The sequence below is a fragment of the Serratia sp. CY33525 genome, assembly GCF_052169115.1.
Lineage (GTDB): Bacteria > Pseudomonadota > Gammaproteobacteria > Enterobacterales > Enterobacteriaceae > Serratia > Serratia sarumanii.
This window is the reverse complement of the sequence record NZ_JBJNLK010000001.1, coordinates 485,827-504,162: the sequence shown is the minus strand read 5'-3', so window position 1 is coordinate 504,162 and position 18,336 is coordinate 485,827. Positions and strand designations below refer to the sequence as shown.

Annotated in this window: 21 protein-coding genes; 16 read left to right on the top strand and 5 right to left on the bottom strand. The window is 59.3% G+C overall.

Annotated elements, in window-relative coordinates; all coding sequences use genetic code 11:
* Positions 1-50: 50 nt before the first annotated feature.
* The 3 genes from ACJ8IM_RS02425 (at position 51) to ACJ8IM_RS02415 (ending at position 2,852) form a co-directional block, all read left to right on the top strand.
* Entirely contained in the window at positions 51-857 is an 807-nt protein-coding gene (locus ACJ8IM_RS02425) for an IclR family transcriptional regulator domain-containing protein (protein ID WP_033635136.1), read from the top strand.
* A 135-nt stretch (positions 858-992) separates the two neighbouring features.
* Positions 993-1,625 (top strand): helix-turn-helix domain-containing protein, encoded by a 633-nt coding sequence (locus tag ACJ8IM_RS02420; RefSeq protein ID WP_033647887.1) that lies wholly within the window; start codon positions 993-995, stop codon positions 1,623-1,625.
* Positions 1,626-1,889: 264 nt separating this feature from the next.
* Positions 1,890-2,852, top strand: a complete 963-nt coding sequence (locus ACJ8IM_RS02415) for a hypothetical protein (protein WP_033635134.1) — start codon at positions 1,890-1,892, stop codon at positions 2,850-2,852.
* Between the two features lie 47 nt (positions 2,853-2,899).
* On the opposite strand, the gene ACJ8IM_RS02410 is transcribed toward ACJ8IM_RS02415, so the two are convergent.
* Positions 2,900-3,334, bottom strand: coding sequence for a DoxX family protein (locus tag ACJ8IM_RS02410; RefSeq protein ID WP_033635133.1), 435 nt, complete (start codon positions 3,332-3,334; stop codon positions 2,900-2,902).
* 217 nt (positions 3,335-3,551) lie between these two features.
* On the opposite strand from ACJ8IM_RS02410, the gene ACJ8IM_RS02405 reads away from it, so the two are divergent.
* The 3 genes from ACJ8IM_RS02405 to ACJ8IM_RS02395 all read left to right on the top strand — a co-directional run bounded on the left by ACJ8IM_RS02405 (position 3,552) and on the right by ACJ8IM_RS02395 (position 5,772).
* Positions 3,552-3,752: a hypothetical protein gene (locus ACJ8IM_RS02405; RefSeq protein WP_015378375.1), complete on the top strand. Its 201-nt coding sequence runs from the start codon at positions 3,552-3,554 to the stop codon at positions 3,750-3,752.
* Positions 3,753-3,828: 76 nt separating this feature from the next.
* Complete coding sequence (gene gspS, locus ACJ8IM_RS02400) at positions 3,829-4,224, top strand: type II secretion system pilot lipoprotein GspS (RefSeq protein ID WP_033653552.1); 396 nt, start codon at positions 3,829-3,831, stop codon at positions 4,222-4,224.
* Between the two features lie 114 nt (positions 4,225-4,338).
* Complete coding sequence (locus ACJ8IM_RS02395; protein ID WP_033653553.1) at positions 4,339-5,772, top strand: EmmdR/YeeO family multidrug/toxin efflux MATE transporter; 1,434 nt, start codon at positions 4,339-4,341, stop codon at positions 5,770-5,772.
* Between the two features lie 62 nt (positions 5,773-5,834).
* Here the strand turns inward: ACJ8IM_RS02395 and ACJ8IM_RS02390 are convergent, their stop codons facing one another.
* Positions 5,835-6,107, bottom strand: coding sequence for a hypothetical protein (locus ACJ8IM_RS02390; RefSeq protein ID WP_033647885.1), 273 nt, complete (start codon positions 6,105-6,107; stop codon positions 5,835-5,837).
* Between the two features lie 776 nt (positions 6,108-6,883).
* Between ACJ8IM_RS02390 and ACJ8IM_RS02385 the strand changes: the two genes are divergently transcribed.
* From ACJ8IM_RS02385 to ACJ8IM_RS02340, 10 genes are all read left to right on the top strand, one after another.
* Entirely contained in the window at positions 6,884-7,408 is a 525-nt protein-coding gene (locus ACJ8IM_RS02385; protein WP_033653555.1) for a fimbrial protein, read from the top strand.
* Between the two features lie 91 nt (positions 7,409-7,499).
* A complete protein-coding gene (locus ACJ8IM_RS02380; RefSeq protein ID WP_101455510.1) occupies positions 7,500-8,045 on the top strand; it encodes a fimbrial protein in 546 nt (181 codons plus the stop codon).
* 61 nt (positions 8,046-8,106) lie between these two features.
* Entirely contained in the window at positions 8,107-10,632 is a 2,526-nt protein-coding gene (locus ACJ8IM_RS02375; RefSeq protein WP_049197304.1) for an outer membrane usher protein, read from the top strand.
* A gap of 33 nt (positions 10,633-10,665) precedes the next feature.
* Positions 10,666-11,424: a fimbria/pilus periplasmic chaperone gene (locus tag ACJ8IM_RS02370; RefSeq protein ID WP_033635126.1), complete on the top strand. Its 759-nt coding sequence runs from the start codon at positions 10,666-10,668 to the stop codon at positions 11,422-11,424.
* A gap of 48 nt (positions 11,425-11,472) precedes the next feature.
* Positions 11,473-12,102 (top strand): fimbrial protein, encoded by a 630-nt coding sequence (locus ACJ8IM_RS02365; RefSeq protein ID WP_230116452.1) that lies wholly within the window; start codon positions 11,473-11,475, stop codon positions 12,100-12,102.
* Between the two features lie 18 nt (positions 12,103-12,120).
* Positions 12,121-12,606 (top strand): fimbrial protein, encoded by a 486-nt coding sequence (locus ACJ8IM_RS02360; RefSeq protein ID WP_230201778.1) that lies wholly within the window; start codon positions 12,121-12,123, stop codon positions 12,604-12,606.
* Positions 12,607-12,621: 15 nt separating this feature from the next.
* Positions 12,622-13,113: a fimbrial protein gene (locus tag ACJ8IM_RS02355; RefSeq protein ID WP_050438937.1), complete on the top strand. Its 492-nt coding sequence runs from the start codon at positions 12,622-12,624 to the stop codon at positions 13,111-13,113.
* A 14-nt stretch (positions 13,114-13,127) separates the two neighbouring features.
* Positions 13,128-13,670: a fimbrial protein gene (locus tag ACJ8IM_RS02350; RefSeq protein WP_371317395.1), complete on the top strand. Its 543-nt coding sequence runs from the start codon at positions 13,128-13,130 to the stop codon at positions 13,668-13,670.
* A 73-nt stretch (positions 13,671-13,743) separates the two neighbouring features.
* On the top strand, positions 13,744-14,565 hold the full coding sequence (locus tag ACJ8IM_RS02345) for an MrpH family fimbial adhesin (RefSeq protein WP_223181969.1): 822 nt from the start codon (positions 13,744-13,746) through the stop codon (positions 14,563-14,565).
* Positions 14,566-14,674: 109 nt separating this feature from the next.
* Positions 14,675-15,376 (top strand): helix-turn-helix transcriptional regulator, encoded by a 702-nt coding sequence (locus ACJ8IM_RS02340; protein ID WP_079656596.1) that lies wholly within the window; start codon positions 14,675-14,677, stop codon positions 15,374-15,376.
* Here ACJ8IM_RS02340 and ACJ8IM_RS02335 read toward each other — a convergent pair.
* From ACJ8IM_RS02335 to ACJ8IM_RS02325, 3 genes are all read right to left on the bottom strand, one after another.
* Positions 15,341-15,520 carry a hypothetical protein gene (locus ACJ8IM_RS02335; RefSeq protein ID WP_033635123.1) on the bottom strand — a complete coding sequence of 60 codons (180 nt, stop codon included), beginning with the start codon at positions 15,518-15,520 and terminating at the stop codon, positions 15,341-15,343. The genes ACJ8IM_RS02340 and ACJ8IM_RS02335 overlap by 36 nt on opposite strands.
* Positions 15,517-15,702 (bottom strand): hypothetical protein, encoded by a 186-nt coding sequence (locus tag ACJ8IM_RS02330; RefSeq protein ID WP_033648139.1) that lies wholly within the window; start codon positions 15,700-15,702, stop codon positions 15,517-15,519. Before ACJ8IM_RS02330 ends, ACJ8IM_RS02335 begins: the two co-directional genes overlap by 4 nt.
* 227 nt (positions 15,703-15,929) lie before the next feature.
* Positions 15,930-18,302 (bottom strand): glucose/quinate/shikimate family membrane-bound PQQ-dependent dehydrogenase, encoded by a 2,373-nt coding sequence (locus tag ACJ8IM_RS02325; RefSeq protein WP_033653558.1) that lies wholly within the window; start codon positions 18,300-18,302, stop codon positions 15,930-15,932.
* Between the last annotated feature and the right edge of the window lie 34 nt (positions 18,303-18,336).

Genomic DNA, 18,336 nt, shown 5'->3' with positions numbered 1-18,336 from the left:
CTGTGATCGTCGGCACACCGAAATTTCAGGCAGACAGCGGGGTAACGAGAATGGAAAAAGGGCAGGAAATTACGCGCAGCAGCACCGATCCCTGGAAGGGGGATCCCGACTTTATGGCCTCTTTGGCGCGAGGATTGGAAGTTCTGCAGGCTTTTACGCCGCAGCGGCGGCTGATGTCGGTATCGCAGATTAGCCAGCGTACCGGCATTCCGCGCGCGGCGGTGCGCCGCTGCCTTTACACCCTGAGTAAACTGGGCTTTGTGTACGCGGAAGACGGCAAGAATTATGAGCTGCGCCCGCGCGTCTTGTCGCTGGGCCATAACTGGCTGGCGGCTTCGCCGTTGGCCAACGCCGCGCAACCGGTGTTGAGGCAACTCAGCCAGACGCTCAATGAGTCCTGTTCCATGGCCATATTGGACGGTGATGACATTCTTTATATCGCCCGCGCATCGACTTCGCGGATCATGACCATTGATTTGCACGTCGGCAGTCGCTTACCTGCCAGCACGACGTCGATGGGGCGGGTTCTGCTGAGCGGGCTCGCCAATGAGCCGTTGAATGACTATTTGGCGCGGCTGACGCAACTGCGTTACACCAGCCATACTCTGGTGAGCGTTAGCGCATTGCGGGAAGAGCTGGCGCGCGTGCGTCAGCAGGGATATGCCATCAACGATCAGGAACTGGAGATTGGTCTGCGTTCACTGGCGGTGCCGCTCACCACGCCGGACGGCCGTATCGCCGCGGCGTTGAACGTCGGTGTGCATGCCAGCCAGGTTTCCGCAGAGCGTTTGTATCAGCACCACTTGCCTTTATTGCGCTCGGCCGCCGAAGAGATATCGCTGCTGTTGCACGACTAATCTTGAACTTTGGGTACCTGCCGGAGTTAACGCCGGTTTTTTACCGCGCCAGGTGAGTCATGCGGTGTTGTACTGTTGCCCGCGGGTAAGGTAATTTGCTGTTGGCAAAGATGACTGACGCGGGGGCCAACGGACATGAACGAGAAAATCGACTATCACATCGAGAAATACCATTTCGCGCCGCTGGATGAGGCCCCGCGGCTTGCGCACCAGTGGCGTGAGGTGCTGAACGAGTGCCGCGAGACGCAGGCCGGGGCGGAAGAGCGTCTGCGCATTGCGCTGCTCAACGTGGACTATGTGACCAGTTTCGAATTGCCGTTTCGCTTATTGCTGGTGCGGGCGCCGCAGCTGATCGCCGGCCTGCGCGATGAGCTGTCGATAAGTCAAAAAAATGTGGTGTTCAACGGCAAGCGTTTCGGCTGTGTCTACAGCCTGAAAAGCGATTTGAGCGGCGTGCCGGAGGCCTTTCAGTACAGCCTGTCGACCCGTATTCATCGAACCTCGGCGTCGGGCGTGGACGCGCTGCCTTACCGGGAAATCGCCAAGGCGCTCAAAGCGCCGCGTGAGCGGCTCAAGCTGGCGCTGGAGCAGGGGCTGCCGGTAACGGCGCTGGATGGATTGTTCTGGTTCGGCATCCAGCGCATTGCCGCCGAGGTGCGCAGGCTAAGAAAAACCGGCATGGCGATCGTGACGGCGGAAACCGAGATCTTCGACACCCTGACCGGCACGACGCGCAAGGTCCCGGTGTACCGCCTGGCCGAGAGTTAATGGCCGATAGCCGGCGGTTTATATTATGAGGCTTGATTCCCGCCGGTCTCCGCCTGGCTCTTCTACGATCCTTTTTTACCCGCATCTCCTCGCCGTTCGGTAAGAAAACCGACGCGACGACCTGACTCAGCGTTCGTTCTGCAGCGGCACAACACAGACGGCGGGCCATCGTCGATAGCCGGTGTCACGATGGTGTTTCCGGTGGTCGGCGCCGTTTGCCGCCCACCTTTGGCTAACATCGACGAGGGTTTGAAGGAGAAGAGTATGCTGAAACGTTTTGCACTGCTGTGCTGGTGCCTGATCGGCGCCAACGCTCTGGCGGCTGGCCCCAACGCCAATATCAAGTATTACGGCTATGACTGGCTGGACTTTTATGAAACTGCCACGCCGTCTTTCAGCGCCACAGAGGCGCTTAAGGCGATTACCGGCACCGGCTTCAGTATGACCAATCTGAACGTGGTGCACACGTTGGCAAGCCTCAATCTGCCCGTTTGCGCCGGTGGCACCTGCGCCGTGAACATTCAGGCTGGTTCGGGTGCGGTCTCGGGATCGCCGTTTATCGATATCTGCCCTGGCGCAGACTCGAACGGCAGTTGTCAGGCCGCGGGTTCCTGGAACGCCATTTGGACGGCGGTGAAAAAGATCGCCGAAGCCAAACATAAGCCCGGTGCCATTTATTTTATCGATGAGCCGTTCGACGTTCCCGCGTTACAGACCGCGGGGAAATACGACGCTTACCAATATTCAAGCTATGTTTGCACCCTGCGGCAGGCCATGCAGCAGTATGGCGTCGCGATCCCCATCTACACCATCTTGTCCTACCGGCATGCCAACAACGCCGAATGGATCCGTGAAATACAGCAGGGCGCGCCTGCGACCGCGTGTCCGGCCAACGTAAAAAGCACGCCCGATTGGGTTGGGGTGGATAACTACAACTGGTCGGTGGCGGATATGTGGAGTACCTACAACCGCCTGGCGCCGATAAGCGCAGCCGGACAAAAGTGGGTGTTGGTACCGCCTTCCACGGCATCGTTAGGAATGAACGACCAGCAACTGCACGCGCAAATTCAACTGTATTGGGATTTTATTAACCAATATCCCAATGCGCCTGTGGTTTACATCATGAACTGGCGGTTTGATCGCGAGGTTACCGAGAACCGTGCAGCCTACCCTCAATCGACCGCCTTACTGTCTTTCATGGCGAACACGCTGCTTGCCAAACCTTAGGCATGCAAAAAGGAGGTTCGAATCAGGAACCTCCTTTACAGTGCCGCTTACCGATAGGCTTCATTGCGCGCGATCGCGTATTTCCCGCTGCCCAGCAGCAGGATGACGACCCCACCCATAAAGAACACCAGTTCGTTTTCAATGCCCCAGGCGCCGACGTCGGTGACGGTAAACACCTTGCCGGTGCCCACCATCAGAAACGCCACCACCAGCGTGAGGGCGTAAACCAGCGCGGCGGGGCGGGTGAACAGCCCCAAAACGATCAGTATCGGCGCCAGGATCTCCCCTACATACACGCCATAGGCGATGAAGGCGGGCAGCCCCTGTTGTTGTAACGCATCGGCGATCCAGCCGACGCCATGCTGAATTTTCGCCACGCCGTGAAACAGCATCAGCCCGCCGAAGGTCAGTCTGAGCGCCAACTTACCGGCGTCCGGGCGATCAAAAAGGCGCGTGAATGCCGCATTCAGTGACTTAACCATGACCCTTCCTCCTGAATAGGAATGATTTTCAATCAATATATCAGCAAGGTGAATGCGAAAGATGTTCTGGATCAGTAAAACGGCGGGCTTTACGCCGAATCAGCGGGCGAGGTTCGGCGGGCATTGCGCACGGCAACGCAGGCTGTCCCCGCGACCCAAATCGCGGTAAAATGCAGCAGTTCACCCTATCGCATTCCATCAGGCCGTCGAACCCGCTATGAAAACGCGCAAACCGCGCCGTCCGCCCGGGCGGTGGATCTATTACATCCTGCATGAAGACATGCTGTGGCCCTGCCCGGTCAAATGGGAGTGGGAGAGCGGCTATAACGCCTGGCTGCCGTTTTACTATTCCCCCACGCTGGAGTTCGTCGCCGGCAACCCCGCCCGCGCCACCAAGGTCAGCAGCGGCCGGCGCTAAGCGTGTAGCCCGCCTTGCCGCCCGGCATTCGCTCACCTAAGATCATTGCATCACCCACAGGTTTCCGGGAGCGCCCATGTCTACTCTGTTTCGCACTTCTCTTTGCGGCGCGGTGGCGTTGCTGCTTGCGGGTTGTCAGCAGACGGCGCATAAACCGGCGCCGCCGCTGCAGGCGCAGTTGGATCACATCGCTCTGATGCTGGCCGGCGGGCATTTCCTGCGCGTGGCGTGCGGGCGCAGCGAAGTGCCGGACGATGTGAAATTGCAGCGCACCGCGATGCGTACGGCGCAGCACCGCGGCTGGGACACGCATGCGGCAGGGTATCGGCAGCTGCCGGCGCTCACCCAGGCGCGCTATTTGGCTCTGCAACAGGATAATCAGCTGCTGACGGATAAATGTGCCACGCTCAGCCGCAGCACCGCGCGCTTTATCGCGGCGGCGCAGGCCGATCAGGAAGACTACATGGAGTAGCGTTGCGGCAAGCCTGTCGGGTGCTCGTCACGGGCGCCCAAAAATTCTTTGCAGGATAACGATTTATCGATCATCATTTGAAATGATGTTTCACTTTTATCCACCGAGCCCACCTTGAACCTGTATGCCGCCCTGCGTCAGCGCGTGGAAAATACGCCCTGGTACGCCAAACGGAAAAGCTACCGCGTGCTGTTCTGGCGCGAGATCACGCCGCTGGCGGTGCCGATCTTCCTGGAGAACGCCTGCGTGCTGCTGATGGGGGTGCTGAGCACCTTTCTGGTGAGCTGGCTCGGCAAAGAGGCGATGGCCGGGGTGGGGCTGGCGGACAGCTTCAACATGGTGATCATCGCCTTTTTTGCCGCGGTGGATCTCGGCACCACCGTGGTGGTGGCCTTCAGCCTCGGCAAGCGGGATCGCAGGCGCGCGCGGGCGGCGGCGCGTCAGTCGTTGGTCTTGATGACCGGCGTGGCGCTGCTGTTGGCGGCGGGCATTCATCTGGCGGGCGAACCGATCATCGATGTGATCGCCGGCGCGGCCTCGCCGGAAGTGAAAGCGCTGGCGCTCTCTTACCTGCAGACCACGGTGTGGAGCTACCCGGCGGCGGCGATTGCGCTGATCGGCAGCGGCGCCCTGCGCGGCGCGGGCAACACCAAGATCCCGCTGCTGATCAATGGCGGCATGAATATCCTCAATATCATCATCAGCAGCATCCTGATTTACGGCATGCTGGGTTGGCACGGGCTGGGCTTCGTCGGCGCGGGGCTGGGGCTGACGATTTCCCGCTATATCGGCGCCATCGCCATTCTCTATGTGCTGGCGATCGGTTTTAACCCGGCGCTGCACATCACGCTGAAAAGCTATTTCACGCCGCTGAAGATGAGCATCCTGTGGGAAGTGCTGGGGATCGGCATTCCCGCCAGCGTTGAATCGGTGTTGTTCAACGGCGGCAAGCTGTTGACGCAGATGTTCGTCGCCGGCATGGGCACCAACGTGATCGCCGGTAACTTCATCGCCTTCTCCATCGCTTCGTTGATCAACTTGCCGGGCAACGCGTTGGGATCGGCCTCGACCATCATCGTCGGCCGGCGGCTCGGCAAAGGCGAGATCGGCCAGGCGGAGCGGCAGCTGCGTCATATTTTCTGGCTGTCTACCCTTGGGCTAACCGCCATCGCCTGGGGCACGGCGCCGCTGGCCGGGGTATTCGCCGCGTTTTATACCTCGCAGGATGACGTGAAATCGGTGGTGAAAACCCTGATTTGGCTCAACGCCGCCTTTATGCCGATCTGGGCCGCTTCCTGGGTGTTGCCTGCCGGGCTGAAAGGCGCGCGCGATGCCCGCTTTGCCATGTGGGTGACGATGCTGGGCATGTGGGGCTGCCGCGTGGTGGCGGGCTACGCGCTGGGCATTGAACTGGGCATGGGCGTGGTGGGCGTCTGGTTGGGGATGTTCCTCGATTGGGCAGTGCGCGGCGCCTTGTTCTATTGGCGCATGGTCAGCGGGCGCTGGCTGTGGAAATATCCGCGGATGAGGCGAGAGAGGAAAGGTTAACCGTGTATTATCGGGGAACTGCCGGCGCCGATTGAACGGCCGCCGACAAGAAAATGGCGTCGTCAGGAGTGGTGAGTCGAAGGATACCAGCGCAGTGAGTTATTGACAGGGCCTTGGGTGACCAGCACTTTTCCCTTGCCCGCCAGGCTCAGCAGCAAATTGCGCGCCTGATAAATCGTCAAGTCGTTGGACTCGGCCAATTGGCGCGTGGTGGGCCATTCGCCGGGGGGCGGCGGCGGCGTTTCCCTGGCTGAAGGGCACAGGTTGTGTAGCGTCGTGAGTAAATGTTGCTGCAGGTTCTGCAATTCTTGTTGTTTTGAGATGCGTTTTGCCATGTAAGCCTCCCTTAAACTTCAGGTGAGTTTTGATATAGCGGTAAAAGATGGGTCAGAGAATAGTGCCGGTTGCCGACAAGACGCTCCTGAGCTATTCCCGGACGGCCGTCTGAACCTGATATTTTCGCCGCTATAACCCGGCGGCGTGCAAGGGGCAGGATGGAGAATGCCGTTGCCGGGGGCCCGGCCGGCTGTGTGTATTGGTTGTATTTCATTGTTTTGCTCCATGGTGTACTTCCGAGCCTGGTTTTCACCTGTTCGGATCGTTAAGTATTCCTTCTCTTTGTCGGCGCATTATAACGCAAATAGCAAAATGGCGATCGTTAATGTCGTGGAAAATATGTTTTTCGATACAATTGACTGGTGTTATTGCTTTTACGATCTGTTGTCTCGCAAAAATATATTCGTCTCGTGGTTTTTGGGCTTATATTTTGTATTTATTGGTTTTGATTAAAATGGCTTTCCAAGGTGTGAGTGTTTTTGTAAGAATAACCAGGCCAAAATGAGCGGGTAAGACGGAACTTATTTTAAATATCTCTGAAGGGTAAGTCTTTAGACGATCTTTATTTAAGCGTGTTTTTCTTTTTGCCTGTTTAGCTATTCGTTTATAACCCTAATTGGGTGGTAATGAATTGACAGTCGCGATTTCACAATTGCGACGTCTTTCTTTTTGGCGAAGAGTAATACCGTTATTCATTCTGGAATGTATAAATGGCTGTTAAAGGAACGGGAGCAATCCTGCGCTTTTTACACAATATTAAAGGAATAAGTGAATTATGAAACTGAACAAAATCATGCTGGCAACTGTTCTGGCGTTTGGCGTGTCTTCTCTGGCGAATGCCGCCGATCAGGGTCATGGCAAAGTGACTTTTACCGGTTCTATTATTGATGCTCCTTGCTCCATTGCGCCTGAATCGGCCGATCAAACTGTGGAAATGGGGCAGATTTCCAATGTCGCGCTGAAAAATGGCGGCAAATCAGCGCCGCGTCAGTTCGATATTAAACTGGAACAGTGCGACACCTCCACCCTGAAAACCGTCACCACCACTTTTGACGGCAAGGCTTCTGCCGCGAATCCTGATCTGCTGGGCATCATCGGTACCGCCAGCGGCGCCAGCATCGCCATTACCGACATGGCGAGCAATCCGATCAAACTGGGCACCGCAACGGCTCCTCAGACGTTGAACGACGGCAACAACACGTTGCGCTTCGCCGCTTACCTGCAGGGTGACGGCGCTTCCGCCACCGTGGTTCCAGGTGATTTCACCGCCGTAGCCGATTTCAAACTGGCTTACCAATAAGTCTCATCGCCATTGGCGTGACGTCTTTTATGCATGCGGGATATCCCGCATGCATTTTCCCAGGATGAAGGGTATTTGTCAGGGGTATTCAATGAACCGGTTTATTTACCATTTAGTGTCTCCTTTCATATTGATGACCATGCTAGTTATTCCGGCCACTCAGGCTGCTCCCAAGGTTCAGGGATGGGGGCGAGTGAATATGCAAGGAGCCATTATCGATACCGCTTGCGCCATTGCCGCCGGCAGTCGCGATCAGACTATCGATATGGATGTGTTGCCGCTGGGAAATATTGCGCGCGATGGACAGGGCAATACGCGCCCATTCACCATCGAATTAATCAACTGCACGTTTGAACGGCCAAAGCCCAATTTGCCGAACTGGAAGCAATTCCAGGTTGTTTTTGACGGCGATGCCGATGGCGAGTTATTCGGCGTGCGCGGAGATGCGAAGGGTGTGGCGCTGCAAATATCCGATGGCCAAGGGAATATCGCGGCGCCCGGTGTGCCTTTGCCACGTGGCGATATTTCACCAGGAAGCATGTCGCTCAACTATTCCATCAAGCTGGTTGCCAATAAGCAACCGCTGCATGCCGGAAGCTATTTTTCTGCGGTGCGCTTCAAGCTGGATTATTACTGAAGTTTTTATTACGGCTTACGGTGGGCCGCAACGACGGAAATATACGATAAAGGTTAGGGATATGATGTTATCACCTGCTGGGAAGCTATTTCGATTTCAGGTTTTGGGGTTATGTATCACGCTGGCACTGGGAAGTTCATCAACGCGTGTTTACGCTGAAGACGGTATTCAATTTAATACCGACATTCTGGATGTTAACGATCGGAAAAATATCGACCTAAGCCAATTTTCCCGCAGCGGCTACATTATGCCGGGGAGTTACAGCATGGTGGTTCATATCAATAAAAACGAACTGCCGGAGCAAAAAATATCGTTTTATCCGCCGGACAGCGATCCGGACGGCAGCCGGGCCTGCATCACCAAAGCGTTGGTCGAACAATTGGGGCTGAAGCAAGAGATGATGCGATCGCTCAGCTGGTGGCATCAGGGTGAGTGTCTGGACGAATCCAGCCTGAAAGGCATGGCGTCGCGCGGCGATCTTGCGACGGCTGCGCTCTATCTGAGCGTGCCGCAGGCTTATATGGAGTACAGCTCGGAAGACTGGGATCCGCCGTCGCGCTGGGATGAGGGCATTCCGGGGTTGTTGTTCGACTATAACCTCAATGCTCAAAGCCGGCATCAGCAAAAGGAGGGCACTCGCGAGTATAGCGTCAGCGGCAACGGTACCGCCGGCGCCAATCTCGGCGCCTGGCGTCTGCGCGCCGACTGGCAGGGGCAGCTTAACCATCAAACCGGTGTCGGGCAGCCTACCGATAAGAAGTTGGAGTGGAGCCGCTATTACGCCTACCGCGCCATCCCCGCGCTGCGTTCGCGCCTGACGCTGGGTGAAGACTATTTGGATTCGGGCATTTTCGAGAGCTTCCGTTTTTCAGGCGCGAGTCTGGTCTCCGACGACAATATGCTGCCGCCCAACCTGCGCGGCTATGCGCCAGAGGTGGTCGGCGTGGCCAAAACCAACGCCAAGGTGACCATCAGTCAGCAGGGGCGGGTCATTTATGAAACCCAGGTGGCGGCGGGGCCGTTCCGTATTCAGGACATCAATGACGCCATCTCCGGCGAGTTGGATGTGCGGGTGGAAGAACAGGACGGCAGCGTACAGGCGTTCAAGATGAACACCGCCAGCATTCCGTATCTGACCCGCCCGGGCTCGTGGCGTTTCAAACTGGCGGCGGGCAAGCCGTCCGACTGGCAACACCACGCTCGCGGGCCGCTGTTTGGCACCGGCGAATTCTCATGGGGCATCAGCAACGGCTGGTCGTTGTATGGCGGCGCGTTGGCGGGCGGCGATTATAACGCCCTTTCGCTGGGCGTGGGGCGCGATCTGATGATGTTCGGCGCGCTGTCGTTCGACGCCACCCAATCGCGGGCGCGCCTGCCGCAGCAGGAAAAAACGCTGAGCGGCGGTTCTTACCGGGTGAGCTATTCGAAAACCTTCGATGAGTTGGACAGCCAGGTCACCTTCGCCGGCTACCGTTTCTCGGAAGAAGACTACATGAGCATGAGCGAATACCTCGACGCGCGTTATTACGGTAATCGGGTCGGCAACAACAAGGAGATGTACACCATCACCTTTAACAAGCAGTTCCGCGACTGGGGGTTGAGCACCTACCTCAACTACAACCATCAGACTTATTGGGATCGCCCGGCCAATGACCGTTACAGCCTGACGGCGTCGCGCTATTTCGACATCGGCGACTTCAAAAACCTAAGCCTGTCGTTGTCGGCTTATCGCAACCGTTACAACGAGACCAACGACGACGGCATGTATCTGTCGCTGTCAATGCCGTGGGGCAATGGTGCCACTCTCAGCTACAACACCACGGTGAATCGCAACGACAACACTCATCGCGTGGGGTACTACAACCGCGTCGACGAACACAACAACTATCAGGTGAGCGCCGGCAGCGCGCGGAGCGGCGCCAATTTGAACGGCTACTACAACCACGAGGGCGACGTGGCGCGTCTGAGCGCCAACGCCAGCTATCAGGCCGGGCGCTACAGCGCCGTTGGCCTGTCCGCGCAGGGAGGGATGACCGTCACGCAGGAAGGCGGCGCGCTGCATCGCTCTACCGTTATGGGCGGTACGCGCCTGTTGCTGGACACCAACGGCGTAGCCGGGGTACCGGTGCGCGGCTACGGCAGCACCGTGAGCACCAACCGCTTCGGCAAGGCGGTGGTGGCGGACGTCAACAGCTATTACCGCAACAAGGCCAGCATCGATCTGAACAAGCTGGGAGACAACGCCGAGGCCACCCGATCGGTGGTGCAGGCCACCCTGACGGAAGGGGCGATTGGCTACCGCAAGTTCGATGTGATCGCCGGTGAGAAGGCAATGGCGATCGTCAAACTGGCGGACGGCAGTACGCCGCCGTTCGGCGCTACGGTGTTGAACGCCCGCAAACAGGAAACCGGCATCGTCAACGACGGCGGCAGCGTCTACCTGAGCGGCATCAACGCCGGTGAAACCATGACGGTCCACTGGAATGGCGCCGCACAGTGCCAAATACAGCTGCCGTCTTCGCTGCCGGCCGACATGCTGATGCGCACATTGTTGCTGCCTTGCCGGCCGCTCGCCCCGGCTGAATAAATTCATCATTCTGAATCTGGAGTAATCGACAACATGCAGAACATTTCCCTGAAGACCGCGGCGGCGATCGCCCTGTTGAGCACAGCGATGTCGCAGCAGGCATCGGCGGCGATCGCGCTCGATCGCACCCGGGTGATCTTTGACGGCGGCCAGAGCTCGGTCAGCCTGAACCTCAGCAACCAGAACAAACAGCTGCCGTATCTGGCGCAGGGTTGGCTGGAGGACGAGCAGGGCAACAAGATTCAGAGCCCGCTGGTGGTGCTGCCGCCGGTGCAGCGCATCGAGCCGGGCAAACCGAGCCAGATAAAGATTCAGGCGCTGCCGGCGGCCAAACAGCTGCCGCAGGATCGCGAGAGCCTGTACTACTTCAATTTGCGCGAGATCCCGCCGAAGAGCGACAAACCGAACACGCTGCAGATCGCGCTGCAAACGCGCATCAAGCTGTTTTACCGGCCGACGGCGATCGTGCCGAGCCGCGCCGACATGGCGACGCCGTGGCAAGAGCAACTGACACTGACGCGGCAGGGAGACGGCTATCAGGTCAATAACCCGACCCCTTATTACATCACCATTGTCGATGCCGGGAGCAAAAAGCACGGCGAAGGCGCGCAGGGTTTCGAGCCCTTCATGATCGCGCCCAAGAGCAATGCGCGGCTGACCGTGAGCGCGGCGGCCCTGGGCGGCAGCCCGGTGCTGACCTATATCAACGACTACGGCGGCCGGCCGCAGCTCAGTTTCAGCTGCAGCGGCGGCAGTTGCAAAGTGGTGCCGGAAAAGAAACCGGCTTCATAACCCTCTGTTCAGGCCGTTATCGACGGGAGAGTGACTCAGGTGCAAAGGATGAAACGAAAACTGAAAAAGGACAGCCTGCCGCAGCGCTGCGAATGGCGCTATTACGCCGCGATGGGCGGCCTGGCGCTGATGTTGCCGCTGCTATTGCCGAAAGCCGTCGCGGCCGACAACTGGCAAGTGGAAGGCGCCAACGGCGTGTTGCAGGTGCGCGGCGCGCTGACGGAGAGTGCCTGTCGGTTGGAGATGACCAGCGCGCGGCAGGATATTTGGCTGGGGGAAACCGGCACCGCACGCTTGCGGCAGGCCGGCGATCGCGGGCTGCCGGTGGCGTTCGAGCTGCGTCTGCAAGATTGTCTGCGCGCCTCGACCAGCCAGCGCGATGCGCGCACCGGCGCACTGACCTGGGCGCCGAACCAACCGGCGGTGACCGTCAGCTTCGGCGCGCCGGCGGATATGGACAACCCACAGTTGGTGAAAGCGCTGGGCGTGTCTGGTCTGGGGCTGCGCCTGCTGGACGGCCGTGGCCGCGACGTTCGCCTGGGCAGCCGCGGTGAGCCGCTGATGCTGACGCCGGGGCAGAATACCTTGAGCTACACCGTCGCGCCGGAGCGAACCGCGGCGCCGTTGATGGCCGGCGCTTATCGGGCGGCGGTGGATTTTAGGCTGAGTTATGACTGAGGCGGCGAGATGGCGCAGATGATGAAACGAAGCCGAACGGCGCTCTGGCTGGCGGGGCTGTTGGCGCTGGTTCAACTGTCGGCTGAGGCGAACACCCTGGTGAACGTGCGGGTCACCGTGCTTTCCCCTCCCTGCGTTATCAACGGTGGGCAGCCTATCGAGGTGAATTTCGGCGATGAAGTGATGACCACCCGGATCGACGGCAACAACTATCGGCGGCCGGTGAACTATACGCTGACGTGCAACGGGCAGAGCAGTAACGCTCTCAAACTGCAGGTTCAGGGGGCGGCGGCCGGTTTCGACGGTCAATTGTTGCGCACCAGCCAGGACGGACTGGGCATCGCGCTGCTTCACGGGGGCGGCCGCTGGCCGATCAATCAGTGGTTGAGTTTTACCTATCCCGTCACGCCGACGCTTGAGGCGGTGCCGGTGAAGTCGGCCACTGCCAAACTGACAGCGGGCGAATTCACCGCCGGCGCGACGATGAAAGTGGACTATCAGTAACGCAGGAGCTAGAGCATGAAACAGCGTTTAACGGCGAGCGTGCTGCTGTGCGCCGGCGTGGTGTGCCACTTCGCCTGGGCGGAAAAAACGGTCGATATGCAGTTCCGCGGCACGCTGATCGAGCCGCCGCCCTGCACCATTAACGATGATGGCGTGATCGATGTGGATTTCGGCGATCGCGTCGGTATCAATAAGGTCGACGGCGTGAATTACCGGCAAACCATCGGCTATCGCATTACCTGCGAGCCGGGGATCGGCAAGTGGGACATGATGTTGCGCCTGAACGGCACGGCGACGTCTTTCGATGAGGCGGCGGTGCAAACCAACCACCGTTATCTGGGCATTCGCATTTACCAAAATGCCGCGCCATTCAAAGTGGGCAGTTCGCTGCCCATCGATCCGCTCAAGCCGCCGGTGCTGGAAGCGGTGCCGGTCGGCAAGGCGGGGGAAACCTTGACGGAAGGGGCGTTCGACGCCACGGCGACCCTGCAGGCTGACTACCAGTGAAGGAGGGAACACGTATGAAAATGACGCCAAGACGCCGCTGGGCGACGGCGGGGCTGTTGCTGTTTTCACTGGGCGCGAGCGGCATGGTGCGAGCGGCGGACAATCTGTATATGCACGGCGCGCTGGTGGCGGAGCCCTGTGTCATTCAGCCGGGCGACGAAGATATCCAACTGGATTTCGGCACCGTGGTCGACAAATACCTGTACCTGAATCAGCGCACGTTGAGCCAACCGTTCGAGCTGCGGCTGTCCGAATGCGATCTGAGTCTGGGAAAAACGGTGTCGATCACCTTCAAGGGCGAGGAAAACCCGCAGTTGCCGGGGTTGTTGGCGCTGGCGGCGAGCAGCGAGGCCAGCGGGATCGCCATCGGCATGGAAACCGCGCAAGGGCGGCCATTGCCGCTCAACAGCGCCGGCGGCAAATACCCGTTGCAGAACGGCAGTACGGTGATCGCCGTGCAGGCTTATGTGCGGGGCGAACCGGAGGCGCTGGCGAAGAAGACCATCGGTCGCGGCGCGTTCAACGCCATTGCGACTTTCAACCTGGACTATCAATAAACGCCGGGCCGGCCCGGTATTCGGCAAAACAGAATAAGGACCTGACGCGATGCAGCGTGCTCATTTCAGATGGATGTCTCTACTGCTTGGCCTGGCGCCGGGGCTGTGCTCGGCACAAATCTATTCGTACGTCACCCAAAGCACCGGCTCTCCCTCCAACGCTAGCTATAAGTTCGTGCTTGAAAGCTGGGATATGGACGACCTGTCGCCCAATCCCTGCTATCAGCAGGCAAATTGCGCTATCGGCATTAACCACCGGCATACCAGCACCAACACCGGGGGCACATCTTCGGTGTCACCGTCTGCCTACGTTGTCGGCTCGACGCGTTATCCGCAAATTACTCAATTGGCGACGATGGGCGAGCTCAGCCGTTTTTATCAAAGCATCTATCCGTTGCCGATACAGGGGAGCACTTCGCACGTGGGGGAGTCGATCACTCAGGAGTGCGTCGGGTTGTTTTACAACACGCGCTCCGGTTCCGCGGTAACGGGGAGCAATGCGCGCCTGATGCCCAGCAGCGTCTGCGGCATCGCGCCGCCGCCGGTCGGGGTGTGCGGCATTGATGAGCAGCAGCTCGATTTGAACCATGGCGTGCTGCAGGACACTGAACTGGCGGGTAATACCGCGCGCGGCAGTCTGCGGGTGGTGTGTTCGCAGAAGATGAATATCGTCATGTATATCCGCACCGGCAGCAGCGGCCGTTTGGATCTGGGCAACAACTCGGGCGTCTACAGCACGCTGCGCATCAATGGCGTGTTGGGCAATCAGGGCTATCCGTTCACTGCCGACACGAGCGGCATCACGTTGCCGGTCACTTCAACGCTCGGCGTGACCGGAACGGTCAAAGCCGGTGATTACTCTGGACAGTCGGTCGCCATTCTGGCGCTGCCGTAGCCGCTTGGTCGCGCTTAAGGCCGCGTATCACCGCAAGGCCGTCATCGGTCTTTTTAGCGCTGATAAGCGGAAAGGATGACGTGCATCTGGGTGCGAAAAGGGAGATTTCATGGAGAAGGTACCGATGGGAAATAGTCTGTCCCTGGCGTTCATCGATAACGACCGCTTTTTTATTGAAGGGCTGCAGCGGGTGCTGCTGTCTTATTTTGCCCGCAGGGCGATTCCGGTTCGATTGCTGGATCCCGCCGCGGCGGCGCAGGCGGATATGGTGTTCCAGTCCGTGGAAAGGGATTGGCAGGCGCGATTCTGCCTGCGTGCCGCGGAGGGCGGTAAACAGATTAATTTTTCTCTGCGTGCGCCGGATGACACCCGTTGGCGCGACAAGCCGCGCTGCATCAGCGAATCGGGTGTGATCTTTCGCAACGATACGATCGGCCTCGTGCTGAGCCGGGTGGAACAGGCGCTGGCGTTGCAGACGTCTGATAGCGAAGCGCGCCGCTGTTATTGGTGCGAGCGGCAGCGCATTACCCGCCGCGAACAGGATGTGATGCGCTATCTGGCCTGGGAAATGCCGCCGACGGCGATAGCGCGTTATTTGGCGTTGAGCGTGAAGACCGTCAGTAACCACAAGCAGGCAGCGATGAGAAAGTTGGGGTTTAAACGCAACGTCGATTTATACCACTGGCTGCGGCAAGGGGGCCTGAAAACCGTAGAGCGGTCGCGAGGAGAGGGGTGCGGTTCAGGTGCGCGGCTTGGCGCCGGAACCGCTGCGGCGTCAATACAGCAGCGTCATCGCGCTGAAGAACAGTAGCGTCAACACGATGATGATGACGTTTTGTGTGGCTTTGCGCACCAGTTTGCTGGCGCTCAGCCGGCTGTCGATGATGTAGAGCAGCGGCACCATCAACAGCACGTAGGCGAACATCAGCATGGCGGTAAAGGGCTGCAGGTTCATTCATGCTCCTCTTGTGCGTCATCATCGCCGACCAGGTGCACCAGCACGGCCTCCGTCTGATGGGGCAAACCAATAAAATGCGCAGTGGCGGGGGAGTTCGCCGCGAGCGGCAGAGCGGCGCGCCGCGTCTTCACCGCCGCTTGCAGAATTTTCTTCCGATGCTTCCGAGTATGGTCGACCATGCGCCTCCGAATAAAGCCGCCCGCAGGCGGCCGATCGTTGTATTGCCCATTAAGCTGGATAAGGATTTCGGGCCGCTGCCGGGGCCACGCACTCATAATATTGCGAATGATAACCATTATCAACAATGAGAGTGAAAAAATTAAGGGTATTACGAGGGGCAGTCGGCGGGGCGGGAAAAGAAAAAGCACGCCTTGCGGCGTGCTTTGCGCGGTATTAACTGCAGCGGTTACTTCTGGTCGGGCAGGGCGTAAGCGACCAGATAGTCACCCAGCTTGGTGCCGAAGGAACCGTGGCCGCCGGCGAAGATCAGCACGTACTGCTTGCCGTTGACCTCATAGGTCATCGGCGTCGCCTGGCCGCCGGCCGGCAAGCGCGCTTCCCACAGTTTTTCACCGTTGGTCACGCTGAAGGCGCGCAGGTAGTTGTCTGCGGTGGCGCCGATGAAGAACACGTTACCGGCGGTGGTCACCGGGCCGCCCAGCATCGGCATGCCCATTTTGAACGGCAGCGGCAGCGGGGAGCTGTCGCGCACGGTGCCGATGCGTTTTTTCCACACGATGTCGTTGGTTTTCAGATCCACGGCGGAAATGTAACCCCAGGCCGGCTGTTTGCACGGCAGACCGAACGGTGACAGGAACGGGTTCAGGGTCACGCCGAACGGCACGCCATACTGCGGCTGTACGCCGGATTCGGTGCCGCTGCCGCCCTTGTCGCCTTCCGGCGGTTCAATCGGGTTGCCTGGGCCGCGTGGGATCAGCTTGGACACGAACGGCAGCGCGATCGGGTTGGCGATGGCGATTTCGCGATCGGTATCGACGGCCAGGCCGCCCCACTCGAACATGCCGAGGTTACCCGGGAACACCAGGGTGCCCTGCTCGGACGGCGGGGTGAAGGTGCCTTCGTAACGCAGGCTGTGGAACATAACGCGGCAGACCAGCTGGTCATAGATGGTCGCGCCCCACATGTCCGCACCGGTCAGTTTCTTCTCAGGACGGAAGGTCAGCTCGGAGAACGGCTGGGTCGGCGACAGGCGGTCGCCTTTGGCCGGGCCCTGCGGTACCGGTTTCTCCGGCGCCGGCACCACCAACTCGCCGTTGGTGCGGTTCAGCACGAAGATGTTGCCGGTTTTGGTCGGCACGTAGATGACCGGCACTTTTTTACCGCTCTTGTCGGTAATGTCCGCCAGGGTCGGCTGCGCCGGCACGTCCATATCCCACAGGTCGTGGTGTACCGTCTGATAGAACCAGGCCAGCTTGCCGGTGGAGGCGTTCAGCGCCAACAGGCCGCTGGCGTAGCGCTCCATTTCCGGGGTGCGATCGCCGCCCCAGATGTCCGGCGTGGAAACGCCCATCGGCAGATAGACGATATCCAGCTTGGCGTCATAGGCGGCCGGCGCCCAGGAGTTCGGCGAGTTCGGCACGAAGTGATGCTCGTCCGCCGGGATGGCGTTCGGATCTTTCGCGCCCGGATCGAAGGCCCACAGCAGCTTGCCGCTGTTGACGTCGAAGCCGCGAATGACGCCGGAAGGCTCGCGGTTGGAGTAGTTGTCGGTCACGGCGCCGGCGATGACGATCACTTTATCGGTGATCACCGGCGGCGAAGTCGGCTCGTAGTGGCCCGGCGTCGCATACGGCATGTTGCTCTGCAGGTTCAACTCGCCGTTGTTGGCGAAGTCCGGGCATGGTTTGCCGGTGTCGGCGTCCAGCGCGAACAGGCGGCCGTCGTTGACCGGCAGAATGATGCGGCGTGCGCACATCGCCGGTGCAGCATCGCCGGCGGCGCCCGCGGCTGCAGCGGTTTCGTGGTAAGACACGCCGCGGCAGGTGATGTGCTGGAAGGTCGGGTTGTACTTCAGCTGCGGATCAAATTTCCACTTTTCTTTACCGGTGGCGGCATCCAGCGCGAACAGCTTCTGGTGCGGCGTACACATGTAAAGGGTATCGCGGATCTTGATCGGCGTGACTTCGTTGGTGATCTCACCCGGATCGTTGGCGGTCTTCAGATCGCCGGTCTGGAAACGCCAAACCTCTTGCAGCTGGCCAACGTTTTTGTCGTTGATCTGGCTCAGCGGCGAGTAACGGGTGCCTTCCTGGGTGCGGCCATAGGCCGGCCAGTCGGCGCCGTTGGCGTCTTTCGGCTGCACCTGCGCGGCGTCGAGAGTGCCGTTGATCTCTTGCGGATCGTTGAATACGGCATAGGCCAGCGCGATGACGGTGATTGCCAGCGCCGCGCTCAGCGCACCGTAGGCGAACTTGCCGTTGGCGACCAGCTTACGGTAGATAAAGGGCAGCACCAGCCACAGGCCGAAGAAGAAGGTGACGTCCAGGCGCGGCGTCAGCGCCCAGAAGTCCGGGCCGACTTCCCACAGGGCCCAAACGGTGGTGCCCAGCAGGAATACGGCGTACAGTAGCAGCGCGGTGGCGCGGCGGCGGAACAGCAGCCAGGAGGTCGCCAGCAGCACCAGCCCGGCGATGATGTAATACAGCGAACCGCCCAACTTGGCCAGCCAAATGCCGCCGCCGAGCAGATAAAGCCCGCTCAGCGCGGCAAATAGCGCCGTTATGACGATAAGCGGCGATAGTGACGCTTTATTTTGCATAGCAATACCCTTACCAAAAATGAAAGTCCCCGAT